This is a genomic window from Micromonospora sp. CPM1, assembly GCF_023896895.1.
In the GTDB taxonomy this organism is placed as follows: Bacteria; Actinomycetota; Actinomycetes; order Mycobacteriales; family Micromonosporaceae; genus Micromonospora; species Micromonospora tulbaghiae.
This window is the reverse complement of sequence record NZ_JAMHIU010000016.1, coordinates 25,799-46,612: the sequence shown is the minus strand read 5'-3', so window position 1 is coordinate 46,612 and position 20,814 is coordinate 25,799. Positions and strand designations below refer to the sequence as shown.

At 70.7% G+C, this 20,814-nt stretch carries 27 protein-coding genes and 1 tRNA gene; 19 read left to right on the top strand and 9 right to left on the bottom strand.

The features are described 5' to 3' along the window. Positions 1 to 7 precede the first annotated feature (7 nt). Positions 8 to 553 (top strand): HD domain-containing protein, encoded by a 546-nt coding sequence (locus M8C11_RS20220; protein WP_252451989.1) that lies wholly within the window; start codon positions 8 to 10, stop codon positions 551 to 553. Here M8C11_RS20220 and M8C11_RS20215 read toward each other — a convergent pair. Both M8C11_RS20215 and M8C11_RS20210 read right to left on the bottom strand, forming a co-directional pair. Next, positions 550 to 1,020 carry an NUDIX hydrolase gene (locus tag M8C11_RS20215; RefSeq protein WP_252451987.1) on the bottom strand — a complete coding sequence of 157 codons (471 nt, stop codon included), beginning with the start codon at positions 1,018 to 1,020 and terminating at the stop codon, positions 550 to 552. The two genes, M8C11_RS20220 and M8C11_RS20215, sit on opposite strands and share 4 nt — an antisense overlap. Positions 1,021 to 1,046: 26 nt before the next feature. Next, on the bottom strand, positions 1,047 to 1,796 hold the full coding sequence (locus tag M8C11_RS20210) for a helix-turn-helix domain-containing protein (RefSeq protein ID WP_252451985.1): 750 nt from the start codon (positions 1,794 to 1,796) through the stop codon (positions 1,047 to 1,049). 195 nt (positions 1,797 to 1,991) lie between these two features. Between M8C11_RS20210 and M8C11_RS20205 the strand changes: the two genes are divergently transcribed. The 14 genes from M8C11_RS20205 (at position 1,992) to M8C11_RS20140 (ending at position 11,484) form a co-directional block, all read left to right on the top strand. Continuing rightward, the gene (locus tag M8C11_RS20205; RefSeq protein ID WP_208576504.1) at positions 1,992 to 2,321 is read left to right on the top strand and encodes a hypothetical protein; all 330 of its coding nucleotides are present in this window, start codon (positions 1,992 to 1,994) and stop codon (positions 2,319 to 2,321) included. Positions 2,322 to 2,441: 120 nt separating this feature from the next. Further along, complete coding sequence (locus M8C11_RS20200; RefSeq protein WP_252451982.1) at positions 2,442 to 3,374, top strand: hypothetical protein; 933 nt, start codon at positions 2,442 to 2,444, stop codon at positions 3,372 to 3,374. 110 nt (positions 3,375 to 3,484) lie between these two features. Continuing rightward, positions 3,485 to 4,345 (top strand): FtsK/SpoIIIE domain-containing protein, encoded by an 861-nt coding sequence (locus tag M8C11_RS20195; protein ID WP_252451980.1) that lies wholly within the window; start codon positions 3,485 to 3,487, stop codon positions 4,343 to 4,345. Further along, a complete protein-coding gene (locus tag M8C11_RS20190) occupies positions 4,342 to 4,533 on the top strand; it encodes a hypothetical protein (protein ID WP_208576501.1) in 192 nt (63 codons plus the stop codon). Before M8C11_RS20195 ends, M8C11_RS20190 begins: the two co-directional genes overlap by 4 nt. Positions 4,534 to 4,618: 85 nt before the next feature. Next, complete coding sequence (locus M8C11_RS20185) at positions 4,619 to 5,131, top strand: hypothetical protein (protein WP_252451978.1); 513 nt, start codon at positions 4,619 to 4,621, stop codon at positions 5,129 to 5,131. Then, entirely contained in the window at positions 5,128 to 5,550 is a 423-nt protein-coding gene (locus M8C11_RS20180; RefSeq protein ID WP_252451976.1) for a hypothetical protein, read from the top strand. The genes M8C11_RS20185 and M8C11_RS20180 overlap by 4 nt, the downstream gene beginning before the upstream one ends. Before the next feature lie 764 nt (positions 5,551 to 6,314). Beyond that, on the top strand, positions 6,315 to 6,659 hold the full coding sequence (locus M8C11_RS20175; protein WP_252452174.1) for an RRQRL motif-containing zinc-binding protein: 345 nt from the start codon (positions 6,315 to 6,317) through the stop codon (positions 6,657 to 6,659). Beyond that, the gene (locus M8C11_RS20170; protein ID WP_252451974.1) at positions 6,656 to 7,078 is read left to right on the top strand and encodes a DUF3307 domain-containing protein; all 423 of its coding nucleotides are present in this window, start codon (positions 6,656 to 6,658) and stop codon (positions 7,076 to 7,078) included. The genes M8C11_RS20175 and M8C11_RS20170 overlap by 4 nt, the downstream gene beginning before the upstream one ends. Positions 7,079 to 7,089: 11 nt before the next feature. Then, positions 7,090 to 7,293 (top strand): hypothetical protein, encoded by a 204-nt coding sequence (locus tag M8C11_RS20165; protein ID WP_128136805.1) that lies wholly within the window; start codon positions 7,090 to 7,092, stop codon positions 7,291 to 7,293. Further along, entirely contained in the window at positions 7,290 to 8,174 is an 885-nt protein-coding gene (locus M8C11_RS20160) for a hypothetical protein (protein WP_252451971.1), read from the top strand. Before M8C11_RS20165 ends, M8C11_RS20160 begins: the two co-directional genes overlap by 4 nt. Beyond that, on the top strand, positions 8,171 to 9,754 hold the full coding sequence (locus M8C11_RS20155) for a replication initiator (protein WP_308212761.1): 1,584 nt from the start codon (positions 8,171 to 8,173) through the stop codon (positions 9,752 to 9,754). The genes M8C11_RS20160 and M8C11_RS20155 overlap by 4 nt, the downstream gene beginning before the upstream one ends. Positions 9,755 to 9,843: 89 nt before the next feature. Then, positions 9,844 to 10,050, top strand: a complete 207-nt coding sequence (locus M8C11_RS20150; RefSeq protein WP_114918896.1) for a hypothetical protein — start codon at positions 9,844 to 9,846, stop codon at positions 10,048 to 10,050. Continuing rightward, complete coding sequence (locus tag M8C11_RS20145) at positions 10,047 to 10,241, top strand: helix-turn-helix domain-containing protein (protein ID WP_252451966.1); 195 nt, start codon at positions 10,047 to 10,049, stop codon at positions 10,239 to 10,241. Before M8C11_RS20150 ends, M8C11_RS20145 begins: the two co-directional genes overlap by 4 nt. A gap of 1 nt (position 10,242) precedes the next feature. Beyond that, positions 10,243 to 11,484: a site-specific integrase gene (locus tag M8C11_RS20140; RefSeq protein WP_252451964.1), complete on the top strand. Its 1,242-nt coding sequence runs from the start codon at positions 10,243 to 10,245 to the stop codon at positions 11,482 to 11,484. A gap of 65 nt (positions 11,485 to 11,549) precedes the next feature. Here M8C11_RS20140 and M8C11_RS20135 read toward each other — a convergent pair. Next, a tRNA-Lys gene (locus M8C11_RS20135) sits at positions 11,550 to 11,621 on the bottom strand. Positions 11,622 to 11,752: 131 nt separating this feature from the next. Between M8C11_RS20135 and M8C11_RS20130 the strand changes: the two genes are divergently transcribed. Together M8C11_RS20130 and M8C11_RS20125 are read left to right on the top strand one after the other, a co-directional pair. Then, positions 11,753 to 12,919, top strand: a complete 1,167-nt coding sequence (locus M8C11_RS20130) for a sensor histidine kinase (RefSeq protein WP_252451962.1) — start codon at positions 11,753 to 11,755, stop codon at positions 12,917 to 12,919. Beyond that, a complete protein-coding gene (locus tag M8C11_RS20125; protein ID WP_120572150.1) occupies positions 12,916 to 13,578 on the top strand; it encodes a response regulator transcription factor in 663 nt (220 codons plus the stop codon). Before M8C11_RS20130 ends, M8C11_RS20125 begins: the two co-directional genes overlap by 4 nt. 66 nt (positions 13,579 to 13,644) lie before the next feature. On the opposite strand, the gene M8C11_RS20120 is transcribed toward M8C11_RS20125, so the two are convergent. Continuing rightward, a complete protein-coding gene (locus tag M8C11_RS20120) occupies positions 13,645 to 14,028 on the bottom strand; it encodes a DUF6223 family protein (RefSeq protein ID WP_252451960.1) in 384 nt (127 codons plus the stop codon). A gap of 180 nt (positions 14,029 to 14,208) precedes the next feature. On the opposite strand from M8C11_RS20120, the gene M8C11_RS20115 reads away from it, so the two are divergent. Both M8C11_RS20115 and M8C11_RS20110 read left to right on the top strand, forming a co-directional pair. Next, a complete protein-coding gene (locus M8C11_RS20115) occupies positions 14,209 to 14,508 on the top strand; it encodes a hypothetical protein (protein ID WP_120574039.1) in 300 nt (99 codons plus the stop codon). Positions 14,509 to 14,544: 36 nt separating this feature from the next. Next, the gene (locus tag M8C11_RS20110) at positions 14,545 to 15,627 is read left to right on the top strand and encodes an NAD-dependent epimerase/dehydratase family protein (RefSeq protein ID WP_252451958.1); all 1,083 of its coding nucleotides are present in this window, start codon (positions 14,545 to 14,547) and stop codon (positions 15,625 to 15,627) included. Between the two features lie 354 nt (positions 15,628 to 15,981). Here M8C11_RS20110 and M8C11_RS20105 read toward each other — a convergent pair whose 3' ends face one another. From M8C11_RS20105 to M8C11_RS20085, 5 genes are all read right to left on the bottom strand, one after another. Further along, positions 15,982 to 17,130, bottom strand: a complete 1,149-nt coding sequence (locus M8C11_RS20105) for a hypothetical protein (RefSeq protein ID WP_252452171.1) — start codon at positions 17,128 to 17,130, stop codon at positions 15,982 to 15,984. Between the two features lie 221 nt (positions 17,131 to 17,351). After that, on the bottom strand, positions 17,352 to 18,101 hold the full coding sequence (locus tag M8C11_RS20100) for a ZIP family metal transporter (RefSeq protein ID WP_120572146.1): 750 nt from the start codon (positions 18,099 to 18,101) through the stop codon (positions 17,352 to 17,354). 40 nt (positions 18,102 to 18,141) lie between these two features. Next, positions 18,142 to 19,341, bottom strand: coding sequence for an enhanced intracellular survival protein Eis (gene eis / locus M8C11_RS20095; protein WP_252451956.1), 1,200 nt, complete (start codon positions 19,339 to 19,341; stop codon positions 18,142 to 18,144). A 52-nt stretch (positions 19,342 to 19,393) separates the two neighbouring features. After that, a complete protein-coding gene (locus M8C11_RS20090) occupies positions 19,394 to 20,113 on the bottom strand; it encodes a PP2C family serine/threonine-protein phosphatase (RefSeq protein ID WP_099162983.1) in 720 nt (239 codons plus the stop codon). Positions 20,114 to 20,206: 93 nt separating this feature from the next. After that, positions 20,207 to 20,770, bottom strand: coding sequence for a helix-turn-helix domain-containing protein (locus M8C11_RS20085; RefSeq protein ID WP_252451954.1), 564 nt, complete (start codon positions 20,768 to 20,770; stop codon positions 20,207 to 20,209). Positions 20,771 to 20,814 lie beyond the last annotated feature (44 nt).

Below are 20,814 nucleotides of genomic sequence, written 5' to 3'. Positions count from 1 at the left end.
TGTCACGGTGGACCGTCAAGCTGACCTAGCCGCTCAACTTTCTGAGCAATGCCTCTCCGTGGCTCTTCCCCGTCGGTGGAAGCACGTACAGGCCGTCGGAGTGAAGGCTGAGAGCCTGGGCCGACTCGTCGGCGATGATGCGGAAGTTCTTGCTGCTGCTGGATGGCTTCATGACATCGGCTACGCGCCGAACATCGCTGACACCGGATTCCATGCGCTGGATGGCGCTAGATGGTTACTCCGGCAGGGCTTCCAGCCACGCCTCGCAAGCTTGGTCGCCCATCACTCCTGCGCCTCTTACGAAGCTGAGGAACGGGGGTTGAAGCGTGCTCTCATGGCCGAGTTTCCCCTTGAACAGTCACCGACGTCCGACGCTCTCTGGTTCGCCGACATGACTACAGGGCCTGACGGTCAAGACCTGACCGTAGATGAACGGCTGGCAGAGATCCGCGAGCGATACGGACCGGATGACCTAGTGACGCGCTTCTGGGTGAAGGCGGAAGCGCCGCTGCTGGAAGCCATCCGTCGAACAGAAGAACGCCTGAGGGCCTAGCCGATATACGGCTGCTGCCGCCTCTCGAAGCCGTGGTCGACCCGAAGTCGCATCGACGGGTGGATGGCGAGGTCGTCCAGCTCCTCGCGTGCGACCCACCGCACCTCCGAGGACTCATCGCTCGGGGTCGGCCGACCGGAGAGGTAGCGCCCTCGGAAGCAGATTGAGAACTGCTGCCTCACTTCGCCATCGCTGTACTCGACCACATGATTTGGGTTGGTGTAGATCCCGACGACACCGGTCACCTCGACCTCCACACCGGCCTCCTCGCGCGTCTCGCGGACGGCCGTCTCCGCGATGTACTCCCCGAAATCCTGAGCGCCGCCGGGCAGCGCCCAGAGTCCGTTGTCGGTCCGCTGGATGAGGAGTACCCGACCCAACTCGTCCTGCACGAAGACGGTGACCGCGACAACGATGCTGTTCGGCTTCGGGGCGTTCGGGTCGTTGAAGTGCTCGGTCCGGGCCATGGTCCTAGCCTCTCATCGGCAGCAACTCAGTGCTCAGGCCAGACGGCCCGCTTCTTCCCGAGTACCTGCTTGAAGCTGGCGACGTAGTTGTCGAACAGCTCCGCTCCGCCGATGCGCCGGAGATGCAGCACCGGGGCGTAGGCGGCGGGTGTGCCGTAGAGGTGGGTGTTAACCAGCATCTCGTCATCGAAGCGGTAGATGGAGTTGTAGAGGATCGTGTCGTGGTAGTAGATCCCGACGGTGTCCAGGTCTCGTAGCTCTTTGTAGAAGGCAAGCGCGTTCAGAATCTTGCTCGACATGGCAGCGCCGATGCCCTCGTCGTTCCCCCGCTCGGCGATGTGCTTGCCGTCGGGATCACCGAATAGCAACTCCACCTGGGCGCCTGCGAGCGCCTTCTCGCGAAGCGTCGGCACCCATCGGTGGTTGAACTCGGGCAGGAACAGGCCGCCGTAGACCAGGACGCCGATCTGTCGGGTGGCCTTCTCCAAGAGCTGCTGCCAGAGGTCCGTCGGGACGGCTCCGCGGCGAGGGTAGATGTGGACCACCTCGGACTGGCTGACCTGCGCCGCTCGCTGCGCCGGCAGAGCGTCCGGCCAGAGGTAGGACTCGCTCTCGTCCAGCAGCTCAGCGATCCTGTGGCGATAGCGCGGGTATGGGTTCCGGTCCTGGGTGATCCACCGCTCGACGGTCTTCGGGTCGACACCAAGTCTTTCCGCGAGTGCCCCAGGCGTCAGCCCTTTCGTCAGCAGCCTGCTGCGTAGGCGGTCGTTCGGCATGGACGCTCCTGCTCCTGAACAACGGGACGACTTCAGGGACGACTTACGTTAGCAAGGACGTCCCTAGTCGTCCATATCTTGTGGTGAACTCGTCACTACCGATCGACGCACTCTGATTCCAGAAGAGCTGCCGTCCAGGGAGGACGAATCTGGCCCGGCGATACGGGCTCAGCTCACGAGTTGAAGGAGTCAGTCATGGGACGTCTGCTGCTGGACACCTCGCGGGTGTCGTACGAGGTGTCGGTCAACCCGGTGCCGAAGCTGGACCAGAACGGCCAGCAGAAGTTCGACCGGGAGACGAAGAACCCGATGTGGACGGTGCACCTCTACGCCCTGTCGGAGGGCGCTGCGGAGGTCATCAACGTGACGGTCGTGAACCCGGTGATGCCGCCGGTGACCGTTCGTCAGCCTGTGGTCCCGGTGGACCTGGAGGCGCTGCCCTGGGTCAACGACCGGGACGGCAAGGTCCGTTCGGGTGTGGCGTTCCGGGCCTCGGGCCTGACGCCGCTGGACACCGCCGCCTAGCGGCGGGCGTGCCATCTGCTCCTACAGAAGTAGTGGTGGACACGGGCTCGCTGGTGATTGGCGTCGTCTGCGAGCCCGCGTCCTGTCAACAACTCCGGTCCCGTGTTGGGAGGACTTGTCGTGTCCAAGTCTAGCCAGAGGTCCCCGTTCGGCTGGTCGAACCGTGGGGGCAACGTCACTGTCATCGAAGCTCCGATCGCCCGGTCCTACCGTCGTCGGGCCACCATCGCCTTCTGGTTCGTTCTCGGCGTCGTCGGCCTCCTGGCCGCCACCGTCGCCTCGCACTACCTGCACCCGATCGTCGGCGCCCTGCTCGGCGGCATCATCGGCGCTGTGCTCGGCGCGGTGACGTTCGCGTTCATCGTGGCGTGGCCGGTCCTGCGCGTCTTCTGGCACTGGTTGCCGGAAATCGGGCTCGGCCTGGCCGCCGTCTACGGCTGGACCGCGCTGATGCAGTCCACCCCGACGTGGGGATCGCTGCTCGTCATCGCCCTGGTCGTCGGCGTGCCGGCCGCGATCGGCCCGGTCCGCCGCCGCGTCATGGCGCTCGTGTGGTGCCTGGTGGTGCGGCACCGGCTGCGGCTGTGCTTCGCCGCGTTCATCGCCACCAACCGGCACGGCTCGCTGCCGCTGATCCTGCCCGCGAAGCCGACCCCGGCCGGTGAGCGGGTGTGGGTGTGGCTGCGTCCCGGCCTGTCCCTGCGGGACTTGGAGCAGGACGGCCAGGTGCAGAAGCTCGCCGTCGCCTGCTGGGCCAACGAGGTCCGCGTCATGCGCGCCTCCCGCCGCTACGCGGCGCTGATCCGCCTGGACATCACCCGCCGCGAACCCCTCGCGGCAACCATCGTGTCCCCGCTGCCGGACCACGTCCCCACGGACATGCCCGCCAACGCCCCCACCTCCCCGGGCATGCCTCCTGTCGGCCTGGACCTGCCCGACGTGCCGGACACCCCGGCCACCCTCACCGCCGAGACTCCTCGGCCGCGCAAACCGCGCAACCCCACCACCGAGGCGAGCCCGACCAACGGGTTCGACCCCTCCGACTACGCCTGACCGCCGGGACGGCGCGGACCAGGCACCCCTACCGGGTCGAGCGTCCGCGCCCTTCCCACCCTCACCCGCCTTTGACACGTACGTGTCAACCGACCCACCGGGAGCCCGTCATGGACCTCACCGACACCATCGAACTACCCGCCACGTCGGCCGACACGGTGCCGGTCGGCGCGGGCCTGTCCATCTTCGACCCGGTCTTCCTCGGCATCGACGAGTTCGGCCAGGCCGTCTACCTGCCGATGATCTACCGGAACATCCTCATCGGCGGCGAGCCCGGCGCGGGCAAGTCCTCGCTGTTGAACACCATCGTCGGCCACGCCGCTCTGTGCCCGGATGTGCGGCTGTGCCTGCTCGACGGCAAGCAGGTCGAACTCGGTCTGTGGCAGGACGCCGCCGACGTGTTCGTCGGCCCGGACATCGAGCACGCCATCCGCACGCTGCGCCGGGTGCAGACGGTGATGGACAACCGCTACTCGTTCCTGATGTCGCGCCGCCGCCGCAAGATCGGCCGCAACGACGTGTTCGGGCAGATCCTCGTCGCCTGCGACGAGATCGCCTACTTCTCCGCCACCGCCGGGGACAAGAAGACCCAGGAATTGTTCGCCGCGCTGCTGCGCGACATCGTGGCCCGGGGCCGTGCGGTCGGGATCATCGTCGCCGCCGCGACGCAGCGCCCGTCCTCGGACATCATCCCGCCGTCGCTGCGGGACTTGTTCGCGTGGCGGTTCGCCGGCCGCTGCACCAACGACGTGTCCAGCGACATCATCCTCGGCCACGGCTGGTACGCCCGGGGCTTCTCCTCCAACACCATCGACCCGAACAACCAGGGTGAGGGCTTCCTCATCGCCGAAGGCGGCATCCCGAACCGCGTCAAGGCCGCCTACATGAGCGACGCCGACATCATCCGCGTCGCGGACTACGCCGCCTGGACCCGCCGCCACGACAGCTCCGAGATCGGAGCGGCGGCGTGAACGGCCGGACCGCTGTCCCGACCCGCGTGGTGGACCTGGTGCTCGTCGGCACCGGTGAGGACGTCGCCGCGCTGACCGCCATCGCCCGCAACGCGGGCGTACTCGTCTTCCGCTCCGCACCCACCGCCGCTGGCCCTCATGACGACCGGCAGCGGGTGTTCCTCCGGCTCCACCTGCACCACCGATAGAGGACGACCGACAGACCGGGATTCGCCCTGAGAAAGCTCCCCGATCTGTCGGCCCAACCACCGCCCACGAAAGGACGTGGCCGCCATGAACCCTACCCAAAAACCGACCACCACCCCCGGCGCGCTGGCCGACCTGACCCCGGCCGACACCCTGCGCTGCGCCGCCCGCTACCTGGAAATCCACGGCTGGATCAAGGGCACCTACTACAGCAACCAGGGCGGCACCTTCCCGCCCGCCTGCGCCGTCGGCGCGATCGGCATGGCCGCCCACGGCCGCCTCATCACCATCCCCGCCGAGCGCGGGCCCGGCGCCCGCGACTGCGCACGGGCTCTCGACTACCTCACCGACTACCTGACCGACCTCGGGGTCATCGCCTACGGCGACGACTGGAGCACCACTCCGGTGGACACGTTCGGCTGGAACGACCGCGACGACCAGACCGCCGAGCAGGTCATCACCACGCTGCGCGCCGCTGCCGACCACTACGACTGGACTCACGCCACCGCCGAGCAGCTCGAAACCTACGCCGAGCGCGAGTACGCCAACGACTCGCTGCCCACCCGTGAGGGCTTCCTCGCCTGGCTCGGTGCCCGATGAGCACCGTCACCGCGCTGCCGACCGGCAACGTCCACGCCGTCCTCGACCGCGCCGCCCTCTACCTGGGCCAGCACGGCTGGACCTCGACCGGCCTCTATGACGCCCATGACGGGTGCCCCGCGAAGTGTGCCTGTCACCGCACCGGCCTGTACCCGGCGTCGATCCTCGGCGCGATCCGGGCGGCCGTGTTCGGCCGGCCGCGCTGGTACCTCACCGGCATCACCGACGCCGAGCAGCGCACCTACAGCGCCGCCGTCGAGTGGTTCAACACCTACCTCATCGCCGTCGGCCACGACGGCCAGCACGCCCCGGTCTTCGCCTGGGAGACCACCCCCGGCCGCACCCCGGCCCACGTCACGCAGGCGCTGTGCGCCGCCGCCATTGCCTACCGCAAGCACACCATCCGGAGGGCCGCATGAGCACCGCCGCCCACATCACCGACCTGACACGTACGTGTCAAAACCCGGTCTCCACCGCCGCGCTCGTCGGCGCGCTCGAATCGGCCTGGGCTGCGATCCGCGCCCAGCACACCGAGATCCCGGCCGTCGTCCTCGTCGTCGGCTCCGGCTCGCCCACCAAGCCCAACCAGGGCATGAAGTGGGGCCACTTCGCCGCTCTGCGCTGGCAGCACGGCGACACCCAACTACCCGAAATCCTCATCTCCGGTGAAGGGCTGTCCCGCGAACCGGAGCAGGTGTTCACCACCCTCCTGCACGAAGCCACCCACGCCCTGGCCGACGTCCGGGGCATCCAGGACACCTCCCGGCAGGGCCGCTGGCACAACAAGAAGTTCGCCACCCTCGCCGCCGAACTCGGCATGTCCACCACCAAGGACGACAAGCTCGGCTACTCCCCCTGCACCCTCACCGACATCACCCGCGCCCGCTACCGGGCCGTCATCACCGACCTCACCGAAGCGCTGCGCTTCTACCGCCACCCCGAACCCACCGGCGAGGGCAAGCAGCGCACGAACAACAACAACGGCGTCTCGTGTGAATGCGAGTGCCCCCGCAAGCTGCGCATCTCCGCCACGGCCTTCGAGGAAGGGCCGATCGTCTGCGCCGTCTGCTCGGCGGCGTTCCTGCCCGAGGACATCGACCGGGGCACCTACGAACACCCCACCTTCGCCACCGGCACCCCGGCCGGCGGACAGGGCGACGACGACCAGGAGGACGACGACCCGATGGTCTTCTACGACCCGACCGGCGAGCGCTACGGCCTGCCCACCTACCCGTACAAGCTCGCTCCCGGCGACCTGCTGACCCGCCGTCAGCTGCGCGCCCGCGACCTTCGCCCCGGCGGCCAGGATCCCGCCGCGCAGATCCTCTGGCGTCGCGGCAAGCGCGTGGCCTACCTCTACCGCCTCGACCTCGCGCAACCCAAGCGCACCGCCACCGCCGCTCAACTGGCGGCCGTCGACAAGGCGCTCACCGCCCGGCGCACCTGCCCCGACTGCGGCCAGGTCAAGCCCTACTACATCCCCCGCCGTACCGGCACCTGCCTCGACTGCACGGAGGTTTCCCGATGAATGCCGCTCTCGTCTTCGCGGTCGTGACGGCCGTGCTGATCCCGGCCCACCACCTGGCCGACCACATTGTTCAGACCGACGCCGACGCCTGCGGAAAGGCCGCGCCCGGCTGGACCGGCTGGCGTCACCTCCTGACCCACGTCGCCACCTACCACCTGACGGTCGCGGTCATGCTCGCCGTCACTGTCGTCCTGCTCGACCTGCCGGTGTCCGCGTTCGGACTCATCGCCGGTATCGCCTTCTCGGCCGTCACCCACGCCCTGCTCGACCGCCGCTGGACGGTCCGCCTGATCCTGCGCGCCACCGGCTCCGCCGCCTTCGCCGACAGGCAAACCCCGATCTGCGGCATGTACCTGGCCGACCAAGCCCTTCACCACGCCTGCCTGTGGGCCTCCGCCCTCCTCATCGCCTGCCTCTGAAAGGACACGCCATGTACCGCTACATGATCTCGTTCAGCTACGAAGCGCCGACCGGTATCGGTTTCATGGGCATCGAGTGGCCCTGCAAGCGGCCCATCCGCTCGATGGATGACGTCACCGTCGTCATGAACCACCTGCGCAACAGCGGCTACGTCAACGCCGTCATCCTCGGCTTCTCCCTGTTCGCCGACCCCGCCCCCAAGGCGGCGTCATGACTGCCAAGAAGAACGGCCGCGTCTACGCCTACATCGGCGCGTTCTCCGGCGGACTCGTCTCCGTCGCCGCCAACATCGCCCACTCGTTCATCGCACCCAAGGACGCCCCGGCCGACTGGTCGCCGGAACCCGGTGCGGTGGTCTCTGCGGTCGTGTGGCCGCTGTTCCTGTTCATCGCCATCGAGATCCTTGCTCGTACGCCCTGGCCGACCGGCTGGGGCTGGAACGTGCTGCGCTGGGTCGGGCTGCCGCCCGTCGCCCTGGTCGCCGCGTTCGTGTCCTACCGGCACCTGTCCGGACTGCTCGACCACTACAACGAGGAAACCCTCGTCGTCTGGTTCGGTCCCCTCGCCGTGGATGGCCTGATGCTCATGGCCACCGCCGCACTACTCGCCACCGGAAACCGCACCACCCGGCCCACTGATCTCGTCCCGGCACCTGCGCCGGCCACCACCGCCGAGGCCCCGTCATCCGACAACCCCGCCTCGACGCTGGTCCGCCCGGCCGCCGCGACCCCGGCCACCAACCCGATTCCCGACACCGATCCGCGTCCCATCGAACCCGTCAACCCGCCCACCTCCGGCGAGGACACCGACACCCCGACGACGGTCGAGCCCACCCCGGACACCACCGCCACGGACCCGATCCCGGCACCTGCGGCACCGGTCACCACCGGCCCGCCGCCCGCGCTGCTGTCCAACGCCCGGCTCGTCGCCGCCGCGCACGAAAAGGCCCACGGTGAACCGATCAACCCGGGCCAGCTCGCCGTGCGGCTGCGCGTGCCGACTCACACGGCCGCCGACCTTCTGACGGCCCTCAACAACCCGACCACTATCAACGACAAGACCCACAACGGCACTGCCGTGGGAGCCACCGCGTGACCTTCTCGACGCTGCCTCTCGCACCCGGGACCACTACGGTCCCGGGTACGGGAGCCTCCGCCGAGCCCGCCGGTTACTGGCCCTGGGCTTCCCCCACCTCCACCCGCCCCGCCGATGACGGCTGGGTACGCGGCCACGATCCCCGCACCGTCGCCTCCGGTCGTGCTCGCGCCCAGGATCCCGACTACGCCGACTGGCTCGGTCACGTCCGCGCTGCCTCAGCCTGCAAGCACCCGATCCGGCTGGCGGGGCAGATCCACGTGAACGACCGTGACGGCAACCGCATGGTCACCATCGACACCGAGACCATGCCCGACGGTGCGATCTACACCCCCTGCGGCAACCGCCGCGCCGCCGTCTGCCCGTCCTGCGCCGAGGTCTACCGCCGCGACACCTACCACCTCATCAAGGCCGGACTCCAGGGCGACCGGTGGGGACTGCCGCCGCTGCACGAACACATCGCCCTCTTCCTCACCGCCACCGCGCCCTCGTTCGGGCCGGTGCACCACCGGGTGGTGAAGGTCCATGCCGCGGACTGCCGGAAGAAGGACGGCTGCACGTGCCGCGCCTCCGTCTGCCACCCCTTCGGCCGCACTTGCCCCCACGGCCAGGAGCTGCGCTGCGGTGTCCGGCACAAGGCCGGTGACGGTCAGCTCGGGCAGCCGTTGTGCCTGGACTGCTACGACCACACCGCCCAAGTCGTCTGGAACCACGAAGCACCCGAGCTGTGGCGCCGCACCATCCAACAGGTCGACCGGGAGCTACGCCGCCTCGGCCGCGCCCACGGTGTCGAGCTGCGCCGCCGCTACATCAAGGTCTACGAATTCCAGGTACGCGGCGTCGTGCACTACCACGCGCTGATCCGACTCGACGGCCACAACCCCGACTGCCCCGGCGCGATCGTCCCCCCACCCCGCCAGATCACCCGGGACATGTTCGAACAGGCGGCCCGGGCGGCGTTCGTCAAGACCTCCTACACCTCCGCCGGCCACCCCGCCAACGGCGGCCAGGGATGGCACATCGCCTGGGGCGACAAGGGCCTGGACGTCAAGCACGTCAACGCCCCCGGCGGTGAGGTCAACCTCGCCCAGATCACCGGCTACATCGCCAAGTACGTCACCAAAAGCACCGAAGTCACCGGCCTGACCCTGCGCCGCGTCGACGACCTCACCATCGACGTCCACGGCGACCCCGCAACCCACCTCGGCCGCCTCATCCGCGCCTGCTGGGACATCGGCGAACACCCCGACTACACCCGCCTTCGCCGATGGGCGCACCAGTTCGGCTACGGCGGCCACATCACCACCAAGAGCCGAGCCTTCTCCGCAACCCTCGGCTTCATCCGCATGCAACGCACCATCTGGCGACGCACCGAAGGCCACCCCCACACCTGGGACGACGAACAAGCCGAACAGGTCATCTACGAACTCGGCTACCACGCCACCGGCTGGATCACCACCGGCGACGCCCTACTCGCCAACACCGCCGCAGCCCAAGCCCGCGCCCGACACCACGCCGGACTCGACGCCCTCGCCGACGAACTCACCGCCACCCGCACGGCCCGACCCCTGGCCGCTTGACACGTACGTGTCAACGCCTTGTGTAGCCGTTCCTTGACAACTCCACAGCGCACGCAACACCCCCGCCACCCGGCCCGGAAGGAGCACGCATGCCCACACGCCCCCGCCCCCTGGTCGCGGTCCGGCTCATCGGCCCGACCGCCACCGTCACCACCCACGCCGCCACCATCGCGGCCCAACTCGTCGCCCACCACGGCGGGCGCGAACGCGTCACCTGCCGCACCAGCACCCGCACCGCCGACTACAGCGGCGAAAGCCGCGCCTACATCACCATCACCAGGAAGGAGCCCCAATGACCGCACCCACCCCGCCCCCACTGCCGGAACTGTGGTCGATCCAAGACACGGCCGCGTTCCTCCGTGTCCCCGTCGCCACGCTCTACCAGTGGAGACACCGCCGCACCGGCCCCCGTGCCTCAAAGGTCGGTCGGCACCTGCGCTACAACCCGGCCGACGTCCGGGCATGGCTGGAAGAACAGGCGGCCTGACATGCCCATCGATGATCTGTGGTACCTCAAGAAGCGCGACCCCGACACGAAGAAGCCGATCCCGTCCAAGCGGCACGGCCGGGGCAAGCGCTGGCGGGTCCGCTACGCCGATGCCGATAACAACGACCGGGAACGGCTGTTCGATCTCAAGCGCGACGCGGAAACCTTCGACCTGGCGTGCCGATCCGGTGTAGCGCCAGAGGTGCTGGTCAAGCGGGCGGAAGCCGAACTGACCTTCGCCGAGTACGCGCAGCGGTGGCGAGAGGCCCGCGAATCCGGGTGGTCGACGGAGACCCGGCGGCGGATACCGCAGAACCTGCGAAAGCACCTCCTGCCCGCGTTCGGCGCGAGGGCCATCCGGTCGATCACCCTGACGGATGTTCTGTCGTGGCTCGGCCGGCTGCTCGACAAGCAGACGCCGAAGTCCTCGGTGAGCCTGTACTTCGGGCTGTTCAAGACCATCATGAACGCGGCCGTCGTTGACAAGGCGATCCCGGACAACCCTTGCAACGGCGTGAAGCTCGCCCAGATCCTGCGCGGTCTGTCGCGGGCACCGAAATGGGTTCCCACCGGGGACCAGGTGCTCAAGCTCGTTGAGGTGGTACCCCGGCGATTCCGGGCGGCTATCTGGCTGGGAGCAGGGGAGGGGCTTCGCCTCGGCGAGGTCCTGGGAATGGAAGCCGGTTCACGCTGTGCCGACTATGAGCATGGCGAGCTGCACGTGGTGCAGCAACTACGGCACTCGCCGGAGCACTTCGGCGGCTTCTACCTCTCGCCACCTAAGAGCGGGTCCACCGGGACCGTCGACTTGGACGCGGTGGTCGCTGAGGAACTGACCGCCCATCTCAACGAGGTCGGTCCTGTCGAGTTCGAGCTGCCCGACATCACGACCGGGGAGCGCTTGATTCGACCGGTGGCGGTCCTGTTCACCTCGGCACGCGGAAAGCTGCTGACGGACACCTACTGGTCAGAGCTGTGGGCGGACTGGCGGCAGGCCGCCGGGTGGCCGAAGGAAGGCACTTTCCACTCTCTGCGCCACTTCTTCGCCACCACGCTCATGAGTAACGGTGTCGAGCCTCAGGAGGTGCAGAAGGCGCTGAGGCACGCCAACCTGCGGATCACGTTGGAGACCTACGTGCATTGGCTGCCGAAGAAGGACCGCCCGCGCGGCCTGGTCGGCAGCCTCCTGCGGCAGGCAGACGGCAAGTCATCTGAACGCTCCACCGGCCAAGATCAGAGCTGACTTGTGCCCTGGTTGTGCCCGATGATCTTCGGCCGACGTTTTCGCAGCTCAGATGCGCTGTTGAGTGGGCCGCCAGGGACTCGAACCCTGAACCTATGGATTAAAAGTCCACAGCTCTGCCATTGAGCTAGCGGCCCGCACGGCACAGGTTACCCGAACCCGATCAGCCCGGCGTGCGTCGCGCACCGACCCTCTCGACCACGCTCCGGCACGCCACGACGCCGCTTCGGGGCCCTCCGCTGCGTCCGCGGACCGCTACGCTTCGGCAATGTCGAGCTGGCGCCGACACGGCCCCAAGGCGAAAGCGGCAGTGGTGCCTGCCGTCGCCCTGGTGGCCCTCCTCGGCCTGATCGTGCAGTCGGACGGCATCGACACCACCGCCGAACTCGTCGCGCTGCTCGTCGTCCTGGCCTCGTCCGCCGCGCTCTACCTGCGCCGGCGATACCCGGTGGCGGTGGGCCTGGTGGCGCTCGCCGCGGTCGCCGCGTACGGCGCTCTGCTGCACCGGCCTGGGCCGATCATGCTGGTGTTCGTCGTGGCGCTGTACACGGTCGTCGACGAGGGGCACCTCGCGGTCGCGGTGGGCCTCGGCCTGGCCTCGGTCGTCTCCTTCGCCGTCGCCGACAGCTACACCCGGACCGGTGTCAGTGGCAACGGCGCGACGCTGCTGCACGCCGGCTGGCTGGTCGCGGTCATCGTCGGCGTGACCCGTAACCGGCGGGCCTATCTCGCCGAGGTGCAGGCCCGGGTGCTGGCCGCGGAGCAGCGCAAGGAGGAGGAGGCCCGCCACCGGGCCACCGAGGAGCGGCTGCGGATCGCCCGCGAGTTGCACGACCTGCTCGGCCACCATCTCTCGCTGATCAGTGTGCAGGCGAGCGCCGCGTTGCACCGGCCCGATCCGGAGCGGTCGGCGGAGGCACTCACCGTGATCAAGCAGACGAGCCGGGAGACGCTGCGGGAGCTGCGGGCGGCGCTCGGCGTGCTCCGGCAGGAGGGTACGACGCCGAGCCACCCCGCACCCGGTCTGGACCGCCTCGACGAGCTGGTCACGACGGCCGGGCGGCGCGGGCTGACGGTGCGTACCGAGGTGACGGAGACCGGGCCGCTCCCGCCGGAGGTGGACCTGTCCGCGTACCGGATCGTCCAGGAGGCGCTCACCAACGTGAGCCGTCACGCGGGCGCGAGCACGGCGGTGGTCCGGGTCGTGCCGGACGGCGACGAGGTGCTGGTGGAGGTGGCCGACGACGGCGCCGGTCCCACGGGTCCGCCCGGGAACGGGATCCTCGGCATGGGCGAGCGGGCCCGGGCGCTGGGCGGCTCGCTCACCACCGGGCCGGGGCCGGACGGCGGGTTCCTGGTGCGGGCCCGCCTCCCGCTGCGGCCCGTCCCGCTGCCGGTCCCCGCGCCACGCACGGAACGGGGGGAGACGACGTGATCCGGTTGCTGCTCGCCGACGACCAGACTTTGGTACGCGCGGGCTTCCGCTCCATCCTCGACGGCGAGGACGGCATCGAGGTGGTCGGCGAGGCCGCCGACGGCGCCGGTGCGGTACGGCTGGCACGGGAACTGCGGCCGGACGTCGTCCTCATGGACATCCGGATGCCGCTGCTGGACGGCCTGGCCGCCACCCGGGACATCGTCGCCGGCACCGACGCCCGGGTGATCATCCTGACCACCTTCGACCTGGACGACTACGTCTACGGCGCGTTGCGGGCCGGCGCGAGCGGCTTCCTGGTCAAGGACACCGAGCCGGCGGAGCTGATCCACGGCGTGCGGGTGGTGGCGCGGGGCGACGCGTTGATCGCCCCGGCCGTCACGCGTCGGCTGATCGCCGAGTTCGCCGCCCGGACCCGGCACCCGGACCCGGGCCCTCGCCTGAGCGCGCTGACCGAGCGGGAACGGGAGGTGCTCGCCCTGGTCGCCGCCGGCCTGTCCAACGACGAGATCGCGGCCCGGCTGGTGCTGAGCCCGGCCACCGCGAAGACGCACGTCAGCCGGATCATGACCAAGACGCGGGTACGGGACCGGGCCCAGCTCGTGGTGCTCGCGTACGAGTCGGGGCTCACCGTGCCCGGCTGGCTCACCGCCTCCTGACCGAGCCGCCGGGACGGAACGAGCGGCCGGCGGAACCAGCGCGCCGGGACAGGACGAGCGACCGGGTCAGGCGCTACGCCGGGAACGGGCCAGCGCCAGCCCGCCCAGCACCGCCCCGATCAGCCCGAACGCCACCCCGGCGACCGCACCTGCGCGTCCCTGACCGCTGCCGAGACCCTCGGTGGTCAGCGCCAGATGCCACGCGCTGAGGACCAGGCTGACCAGCCCGGCCGCGGCCGCCACGAGGGCCTGGGCCCGCCCCTCGCCCGGCCCGCGGCGGGAGCGGCTGAGTGCCAGCCCGCCGACGACCACGCTCGCCAGGCCCACCACGGCGATGACTGTGGCGCCCGCCCGGCCGGAGCCGCCGATGCCCCCGGCGGCGAGCGAGGCGTGCGCGGCCGGGGCGAACTCTCCGACGACAGTGGTGGCGAGCAGGTGACGGATGGACATTCTGGGACTCCCTCGGGTCGCGGCAAGTGGTGACGGCGGCAGCGTATGGACGCGCATCGCCGCCGGTCGTCGCCCCGGAGTCGTCGATCGGGCTACCACCACGGGAGTACGCGCTCCGCCCGCGTACCCCAGGGGTTGTCTCCAGGCGTGAACGGCGGCGGCCGGGGAACCTGGGCGACCATGCGAGTCACGACCACCGCCGCCGTGGCGGCGTCCCGCGAGGTGCCGGGCGACGACGGCGTACGCCGGCCCGGCGGTGAGGTGCACGCCTGGCTGCCGGGGCAGAACCAGACGCTGTGCGGGCTGCCGCTGAGCCGGACCCGGCTGCGTCGCTTCCCGCACGTGCCGTTCGACTACTCCGGTACCGACGTGCTCACCGAGGCCGACCCGGAGAGCTGGCTCTGCCCGCGCTGCCTGGCCGCCACCGCCGGTCGCCGCGAACGGGAGAAGGGCTGGGTGCGCACGAACCCCCGTCCGTGAGCGGTTGCTGCCCGGTTCAGCGGGTACGGCACGACCATGCGCATCGTGATCGTGGGGGCGACCGGCAACGTGGGGACGGCAGTGCTGCGCCGGCTGCGGCGGGAGACGGGCACCGAGCTGGTCGGCGTGGCCCGCCGGCTACCCGGACCGGACGCCGGTGAACCGTACGAAGACGTGGAGTGGCACTCCTGCGACATCGGCGCGCCGGGCGCCGCGGACCAGCTCGTGCGGATCTTCGCCGGGGCGCGGGCAGTCGTGCACCTGGCCTGGCAGATCCAGCCCAGCCACGACCGGCGCACGCTCTACCGGACCAACGTCGGCGGCAGCCGCGCGGTGATCGAGGCCGCCGTCCGGGTCGGCGTTCCGGCCCTGGTGTACGCCTCATCGGTCGGCACGTACGCGCCCGGCCCGAAGAACCACCCGGTCAGCGAGAACTGGCCGGCGACCGGGGTTGAGACGTCGTCGTACAGCCGGGACAAGGCGGAGGTGGAGGCACTGCTCGACGGCGTGCAGCGGGAGCACCCGAACCTGCGGGTGGTACGGCTACGCCCGGGACTGATCTTCCAGCGCGAGGCCGGTACGGAGATCAGCCGCTACTTCCTCGGCCCGCTGGTGCCCGTGCGCCTGCTGCGGTACGGCCGGATTCCGCTGGTGCCGTCGAACAAGCGACTCCGGATGCAGGCGGTGCACGCCGACGACGTGGCGGACGCGTACGCCCGGGCGGTCGTGGGGGACGCGAGCGGCGCCTTCAACGTGGCGGCCGACCCGGTGCTGACGCCGGAGCTGGTGGCCCGGCACTTCCACGGCTGGACGGTGCCGGTGGCGACTCCGGTGCTGCGCGCCGCGGCGGCGGTGACCTGGCGGGCGCGGCTGCAACCGGTCGACACCGGCTGGGTCGACCTGGCGCTGAACGTGCCGCTGATGTCGAGCCACCGCGCCGAGACCGAACTCGGCTGGGCGCCGGCCGTCGACACGGTCACAGCCCTGAAGGAGCTGTTCGCCGGCATGGCCACGAGAGCGGGCACCGACTCCCCGCCGCTGTCCCCGAACCCGGCGCTGCCCGGCCGCCCGGCAGCCCTGACCCGAGGCCACCTCCCCGGCCACCCCAACCCCTACTGACCCCGCCCTTCGCCGCTGCGTCTTCATGCCCTGTTGATCAAGGAGTTTGTGTCCCGCACAGAGATCAACCAGGACACGAACCCCTTGATCACCGAGCCAAGAGGGCAAACGCGGGGGTGAACGGGCGGGGCGAGTGCCGACGGGCCGGGAATTGGCCGGTGATCATGAAGTTGGCGGCACGACACGCCGATGACGGGACCGTCAACTTCATGATCGACGAGGCGGGGCGAGAGCGGCGTCTGCGGGCCGGCTGGATCAGCCGGCGATCATGAGGTTGACGGCGCGACACGCCGACGGGGAGGCCGCCAACTTCATGATCAACAGCGGGGCGAACCGGTGGGGAGGGGGAGAGGGTCAGGAGATGCGGGCGCCCAGGAAGAAGATGCCGGGGTGGCCCTTTGTCTCGAAGCCTCGGCTGGGGTTGCGCCGCAGGGTGCTGCTGTCGATTTTCAGGGTGCCGGTGCGGTTGTTGCTGACGAAGAAGATCGCGCCGCCGCCCTCGTTCGCGCTGTTGTCCTCGATCACCGTGCCGGCGATCCGCACCGCGAACTCGTTGCCGTCGCAGTAGATCGCGCCGCCACTACCGCCGCCCGGTGTTCCGCCCCGGGCCGGGTTCGCGCCGGTGCCGACCGCGCGGTTGTCCCGGAAGACGCTGTTCAGCACCGTCCAGGAGACGCCGATGCTGCTCAACGCCCCGCCGTTGGCGCACACTCCGCCGGTGAAGGTGCTGCTCACCACGTACACCGGTTTGTTCTCGAACTGGCTGAGCACGCGCAGCGCGGCGCCGCCGAGGTCCGGGCCGGTACGGTCGCAGCGGTTGTCGACGAACCGTGAGTTGATCACGGCGAACCGCCCGCCGCGTACGAAGATCGCGCCGCCCCCACCGCCCTCGGTCCGCTCGCCGGTGGCGTCGCCGTCGGCGAACGTCAGGTTCTGCACGGTGAGCCGCGGGTGGTCCTGGTTCTGGCAGTGCGAGGTGGTGAAGCCCTGCGCCTGGTCGCACGTGTTCAGGTAGAGGATGCGGCGCTTGCCGCCGCCGCTCAGCGTGACCTTGCCGCCGCCGTCCAGTACGACGCGCGGGCCGTGCGAGTTCACCACCTTCGCGGTGGCCTTCATCGTGATGGTCACCGGCGCGGGCCCGCAGTCGAACGTGATCACACCACCGGCTGCGACGGCCTTCACCACCGCCTCCGAGGTGCAGCTCGCCGGGGTGCCGCTGCCGACGGTACGGGTCGGGCGCGAGGTGTCCACCGGACGCGCCTCGGCCGGCACGCTCGCCCGGCCGGCGGGGTTGCCGGCGCGGAACGCCACGGTGGCGGGGGTGGGGCTCGGCCGGGCGCTGCCCAGTCCGGAACGCCCATTCGGGGTGGGCGACGGGGCGGCTGCCGGACCGGTCGACGAGCCGGCGGCGTCGGCGGCAGGCGCGGGGGCCGGATCGTCGCCACAGGCGGGCAGCGTCGCCGTCGCCAGGGCGAGGACGAGCAGAGTGACAGCCGACTTCACGCGCACCGCCCGATGCTAGGAGGACCGTCCGCCCCGGCACGACCCCACAGCCGATCCTTAACCCGCCGCTAAGCCGGCGCCGCAGCCGCAGCCGCAGCCGCAGCCGGCACCGGCACCGGAGCCGCAGCCGGCACCGGAGCCGGAGTCGCGGAGCCGCCGCCGGCACCTGAGCCCGCGACCGCGCGGCAGCAGGCAGCGCCCCCGGGCACCGCGTGCGACGGTCAGGCGTGCGACAGCGCGAACGCGACCAGGAAGCCGAGCACGGTGATCAGCCCGACCAGCAGGTGCGCGTCCGCGAACGCCTCCGGGACCATGGTGTCGGTGATCATCGCGAGGATCGCGCCCGCGGCGAGCGCGGTGATCGTCGCCAGCACCTCGGGCGGCGCGCCGCCGAGCAGCGTGTACCCGGCCAGCGACGCCGCCCCGGAGATCAACGCGATGGCCGTCCACAGCCCGAACACGTAGCGCCGGGTGCGTCCGGCCTGCCGCATGCCGGCCGCGCTGGACAGCCCTTCCGGCACGTTGCTGAGGAACACCGCGATCACAGTGACCAGGCTGACCGGGCCGCCGGCGAGCAGGCTCGCGCCGATCACCACCGATTCGGGTACGCCGTCGAGCAGCGCGCCGACCGCGATCGCCGTACCCGAGCCGGGCTGTTCCCGCTCGGAGGGCTGCTCGTCGCCGGAGCGCTTGCGGTGCCGCGCGCCGTGCCGGGCCAGCAGCACGTTCGCCCCGGTGTACGCCAGCGCGCCGGCCGCCGCGCCGATCGCCACCGGCAGCAGGCCGCCCTGCTCGTGCGCCTCGTCGATCAGCTCGAACGAGACGGCGGACAGCAGCACGCCCGCCCCGAACGCCATCACCGAGGCGGTGACCCGGCGCGGTACGCGCGCGAAGAACCCGACGGCCGCCCCGATCAGCAGGGCCGACCCGGCGAGCAGGCCCCAGAATCCCGCTTCCAGCCACTCCGGCACGCGCTGGACCCTACCCCCGGCGCGGCGCCCGTCAACCGGGTCAGAAGTCGGCGAACAGGTGCGGCAGTTCACGGGGGAAGAGACGGCGCAGCTCACCGGCCGCGTCCACCGGCACCTCACCCAGCCCGCGTACGACCACCTCGGCCGGGTCGAGCACCCCGTACGCCAGGGCGGACAGCCCGGCGGCGGTGAGCCGCGCGGTCGGCACGCTGCCCTCGGCGGCGGTCTGCGCCGGCAGCACCGCCAGCTTGCCGGTGGTGCCGTCGAGCAGGTGCCGGCCGGCGAGCCAGCGGTCGCCGACCAGCTCGATCAGTACCCGGCCGACCCCGACCGGCTGCTCGGCGAGCGCGTCCAGGCTGAGCAGCCGGGCCATCGGCGCGGTCGGGTCGGGCCGGGCCACCCGCGCCTCCACCTGCACGTCGAGGTCGGTGAGCCACAGCTCGGGCAGTTCGTCGGGGGTCACCTGGACGCTGATCCGGGCCACCTGGTCGACGTGCCGGGCGAAGAACTGGAGCACCGACGCGCGGGCGTACGCGTCGTCGACCAGCAGGTCGTCGGCGAACAGCGTGCCGGCGTGGTCGTCGATCCGGTAGGTCACCGCGCCGACCGTCTCGCCGCCGCGCACCACGCTGACCAGCCAGCGGTCGTCCCGGTCGCGCAGCCCGACCGCGCGGAAGTCCGGGAAGACCGCGAAGCCGTGCCGTTCGCGCAGGCACCGCTCGGTGTACGCGCGCCACCGCGCATAACCGGCGCCGATCCGCTCCCAGACCAGCTCGTCGGGCAGCTCGGCCCGCAGCAGCGGCGCCAGGTCCGCCGGGTTGAAGACCGCGGTACGCCGCCGGGGCAGCCCGATGTAGCCGAAGCGCTCGTAGAACGAGGCGCGGAACGGGTGCAGCGCGGTGAGCTGGTGCCCCTCGTCGCGCATGCCGTCGAGGAGCTGCTGCATCAGCGTCCGCACGTGACCGCGTCGGCGGGCCAGCGGATGGGTGGCCACGCCGGCCACACCGGCCATCGGCAGCACCGCGCCGCGCAGGTTCTGCCGCATCGGTATCGCCGACACGGCCGCCGCGGTGACCCCGTCCTCCTCGGCCACCAGCGTCGTGTTCCCGGCGTTGTACGGCAGGTACGCGCGGAACTGGTCGGTCCGGGAGGCGCCCATCGGCGAGGCCTCGAACGCGTACGCCTGGAGCGGGAAGCTGGTGGTCAGTCGTTCATCGGCGGCCAGCCGGCGGATGTGCATCCGTTCATCCCAACCGCACCCGGCGCGGTCCGCAACCGGAAAGGGCGCCCGCTCACGCCTCGGTGACGTCCGAGATGACCACTGTCACGTTGTCCGGCGCGCCGGCCTGGTGGGCCAGCTTCACCAGTTGCTCGCCGCACTGCTGGCGGTCCCCGTAGGTGGCGAGCGCCGCGGCGATGGCGGCGTCCTCCACGTAGTCGGAGAGGCCGTCGCTGCACAGCAGCAGCCGGTCGCCGGCGAACACGGTGAGCGCGCCGACGGCGGGTGGCGCGTCGGAGCCCTGCACCGCGCGGGTGACGAGCGAGCGCTGCGGGTGGTGCCGGGCCTGGTCGCGGGAGAGCGCGCCCTGGTCGACCAGCGCCTGCACGAACGTGTCGTCGCGGGTGAGCTGGGTCAGCTCGTGGTCGCGCAGCAGGTAGCAGCGGGAGTCGCCGACCTGGGCCAGGACCAGGGTGTCGCCGGCGAGCAGGGCGGCGGTGAGCGTCGTACCCATGCCGTCGCGGGCCGGGTCCACCGTGATGGCCGCGCGGATGCGCTGGTTCGCGGTGCTCACGACGGCGCGCAGCGCGTCGGCCGCCTCGTCGGCGCCGGTGGGCGGCGTCAGCTCGTCCAGGATCCGGATGACGATCTCGCTGGCCACCTCGCCGGCGGGGAGCCCGCCCATGCCGTCGGCCACCGCCACGAGGCGGTCACCGGCGAGGGCGGAGTCCTCGTTGTTGGTCCGGACGAGGCCGACGTCGTTGAGGATGGCCGAGCGGAGGATGAGCGTCATGAGGACAAGCTTGCCAAGAAGAACGGCTCCGCGTCTGCACGCGCTGGCGGGTCTGCTGAAAGAAATGTCATCAGCTTGCATCCTGGGTATGCGTCAACTGTCCAGTGTGGATGGACGAGGATAGCGCAGCAGGAGGCTCGCGTGGACCTCCTCCTCGCCCACCGCCGCGTAGGTGTGCGGCACGTCGGAGGTCCACCGCAGGTAGCCCCCGGGACCGGCGGTCAGCGGGGCGTCGACCGGCCCGGCACGGAGCACGCCGGAGAAGACCGTCACGTGTTCGGTCACACCGCTGGAGTGGGCGGGGGAGAGCTGCGCCGGGCCCGGGGTGACCCACATCCGGTACAGCTCGTAGGTCGCCTCCCGGTCGCTGAACACCTCCAGCAGCGTGCCTTCCACCGCGGCCCCGCGCAGGGTCGGCGCCTGGTCGGGCGTGGCGAGCACGGCGGTCAGCGGTACGCCGAGCTGCGCGGTGATCGCGTACAGGGTCTCCAGCCGGGGGTTGCGCACACCGTTCTCCAGGCCGGAGAGCGTGGCCTTGCCGACGCCCGCGAGGCGGGCCAGCTCGGACAGGGAGATGCCCCGCTCGGTACGGAGCGAGCGGATGCGCCGGCCGACCTCCCGGGCGCCCCGGTCATCGGCTGGTGCGGCGGCTGTCATGAGGGCTATCGTGCTACACCGTGCCGTTCCGTAAACGGAACGGT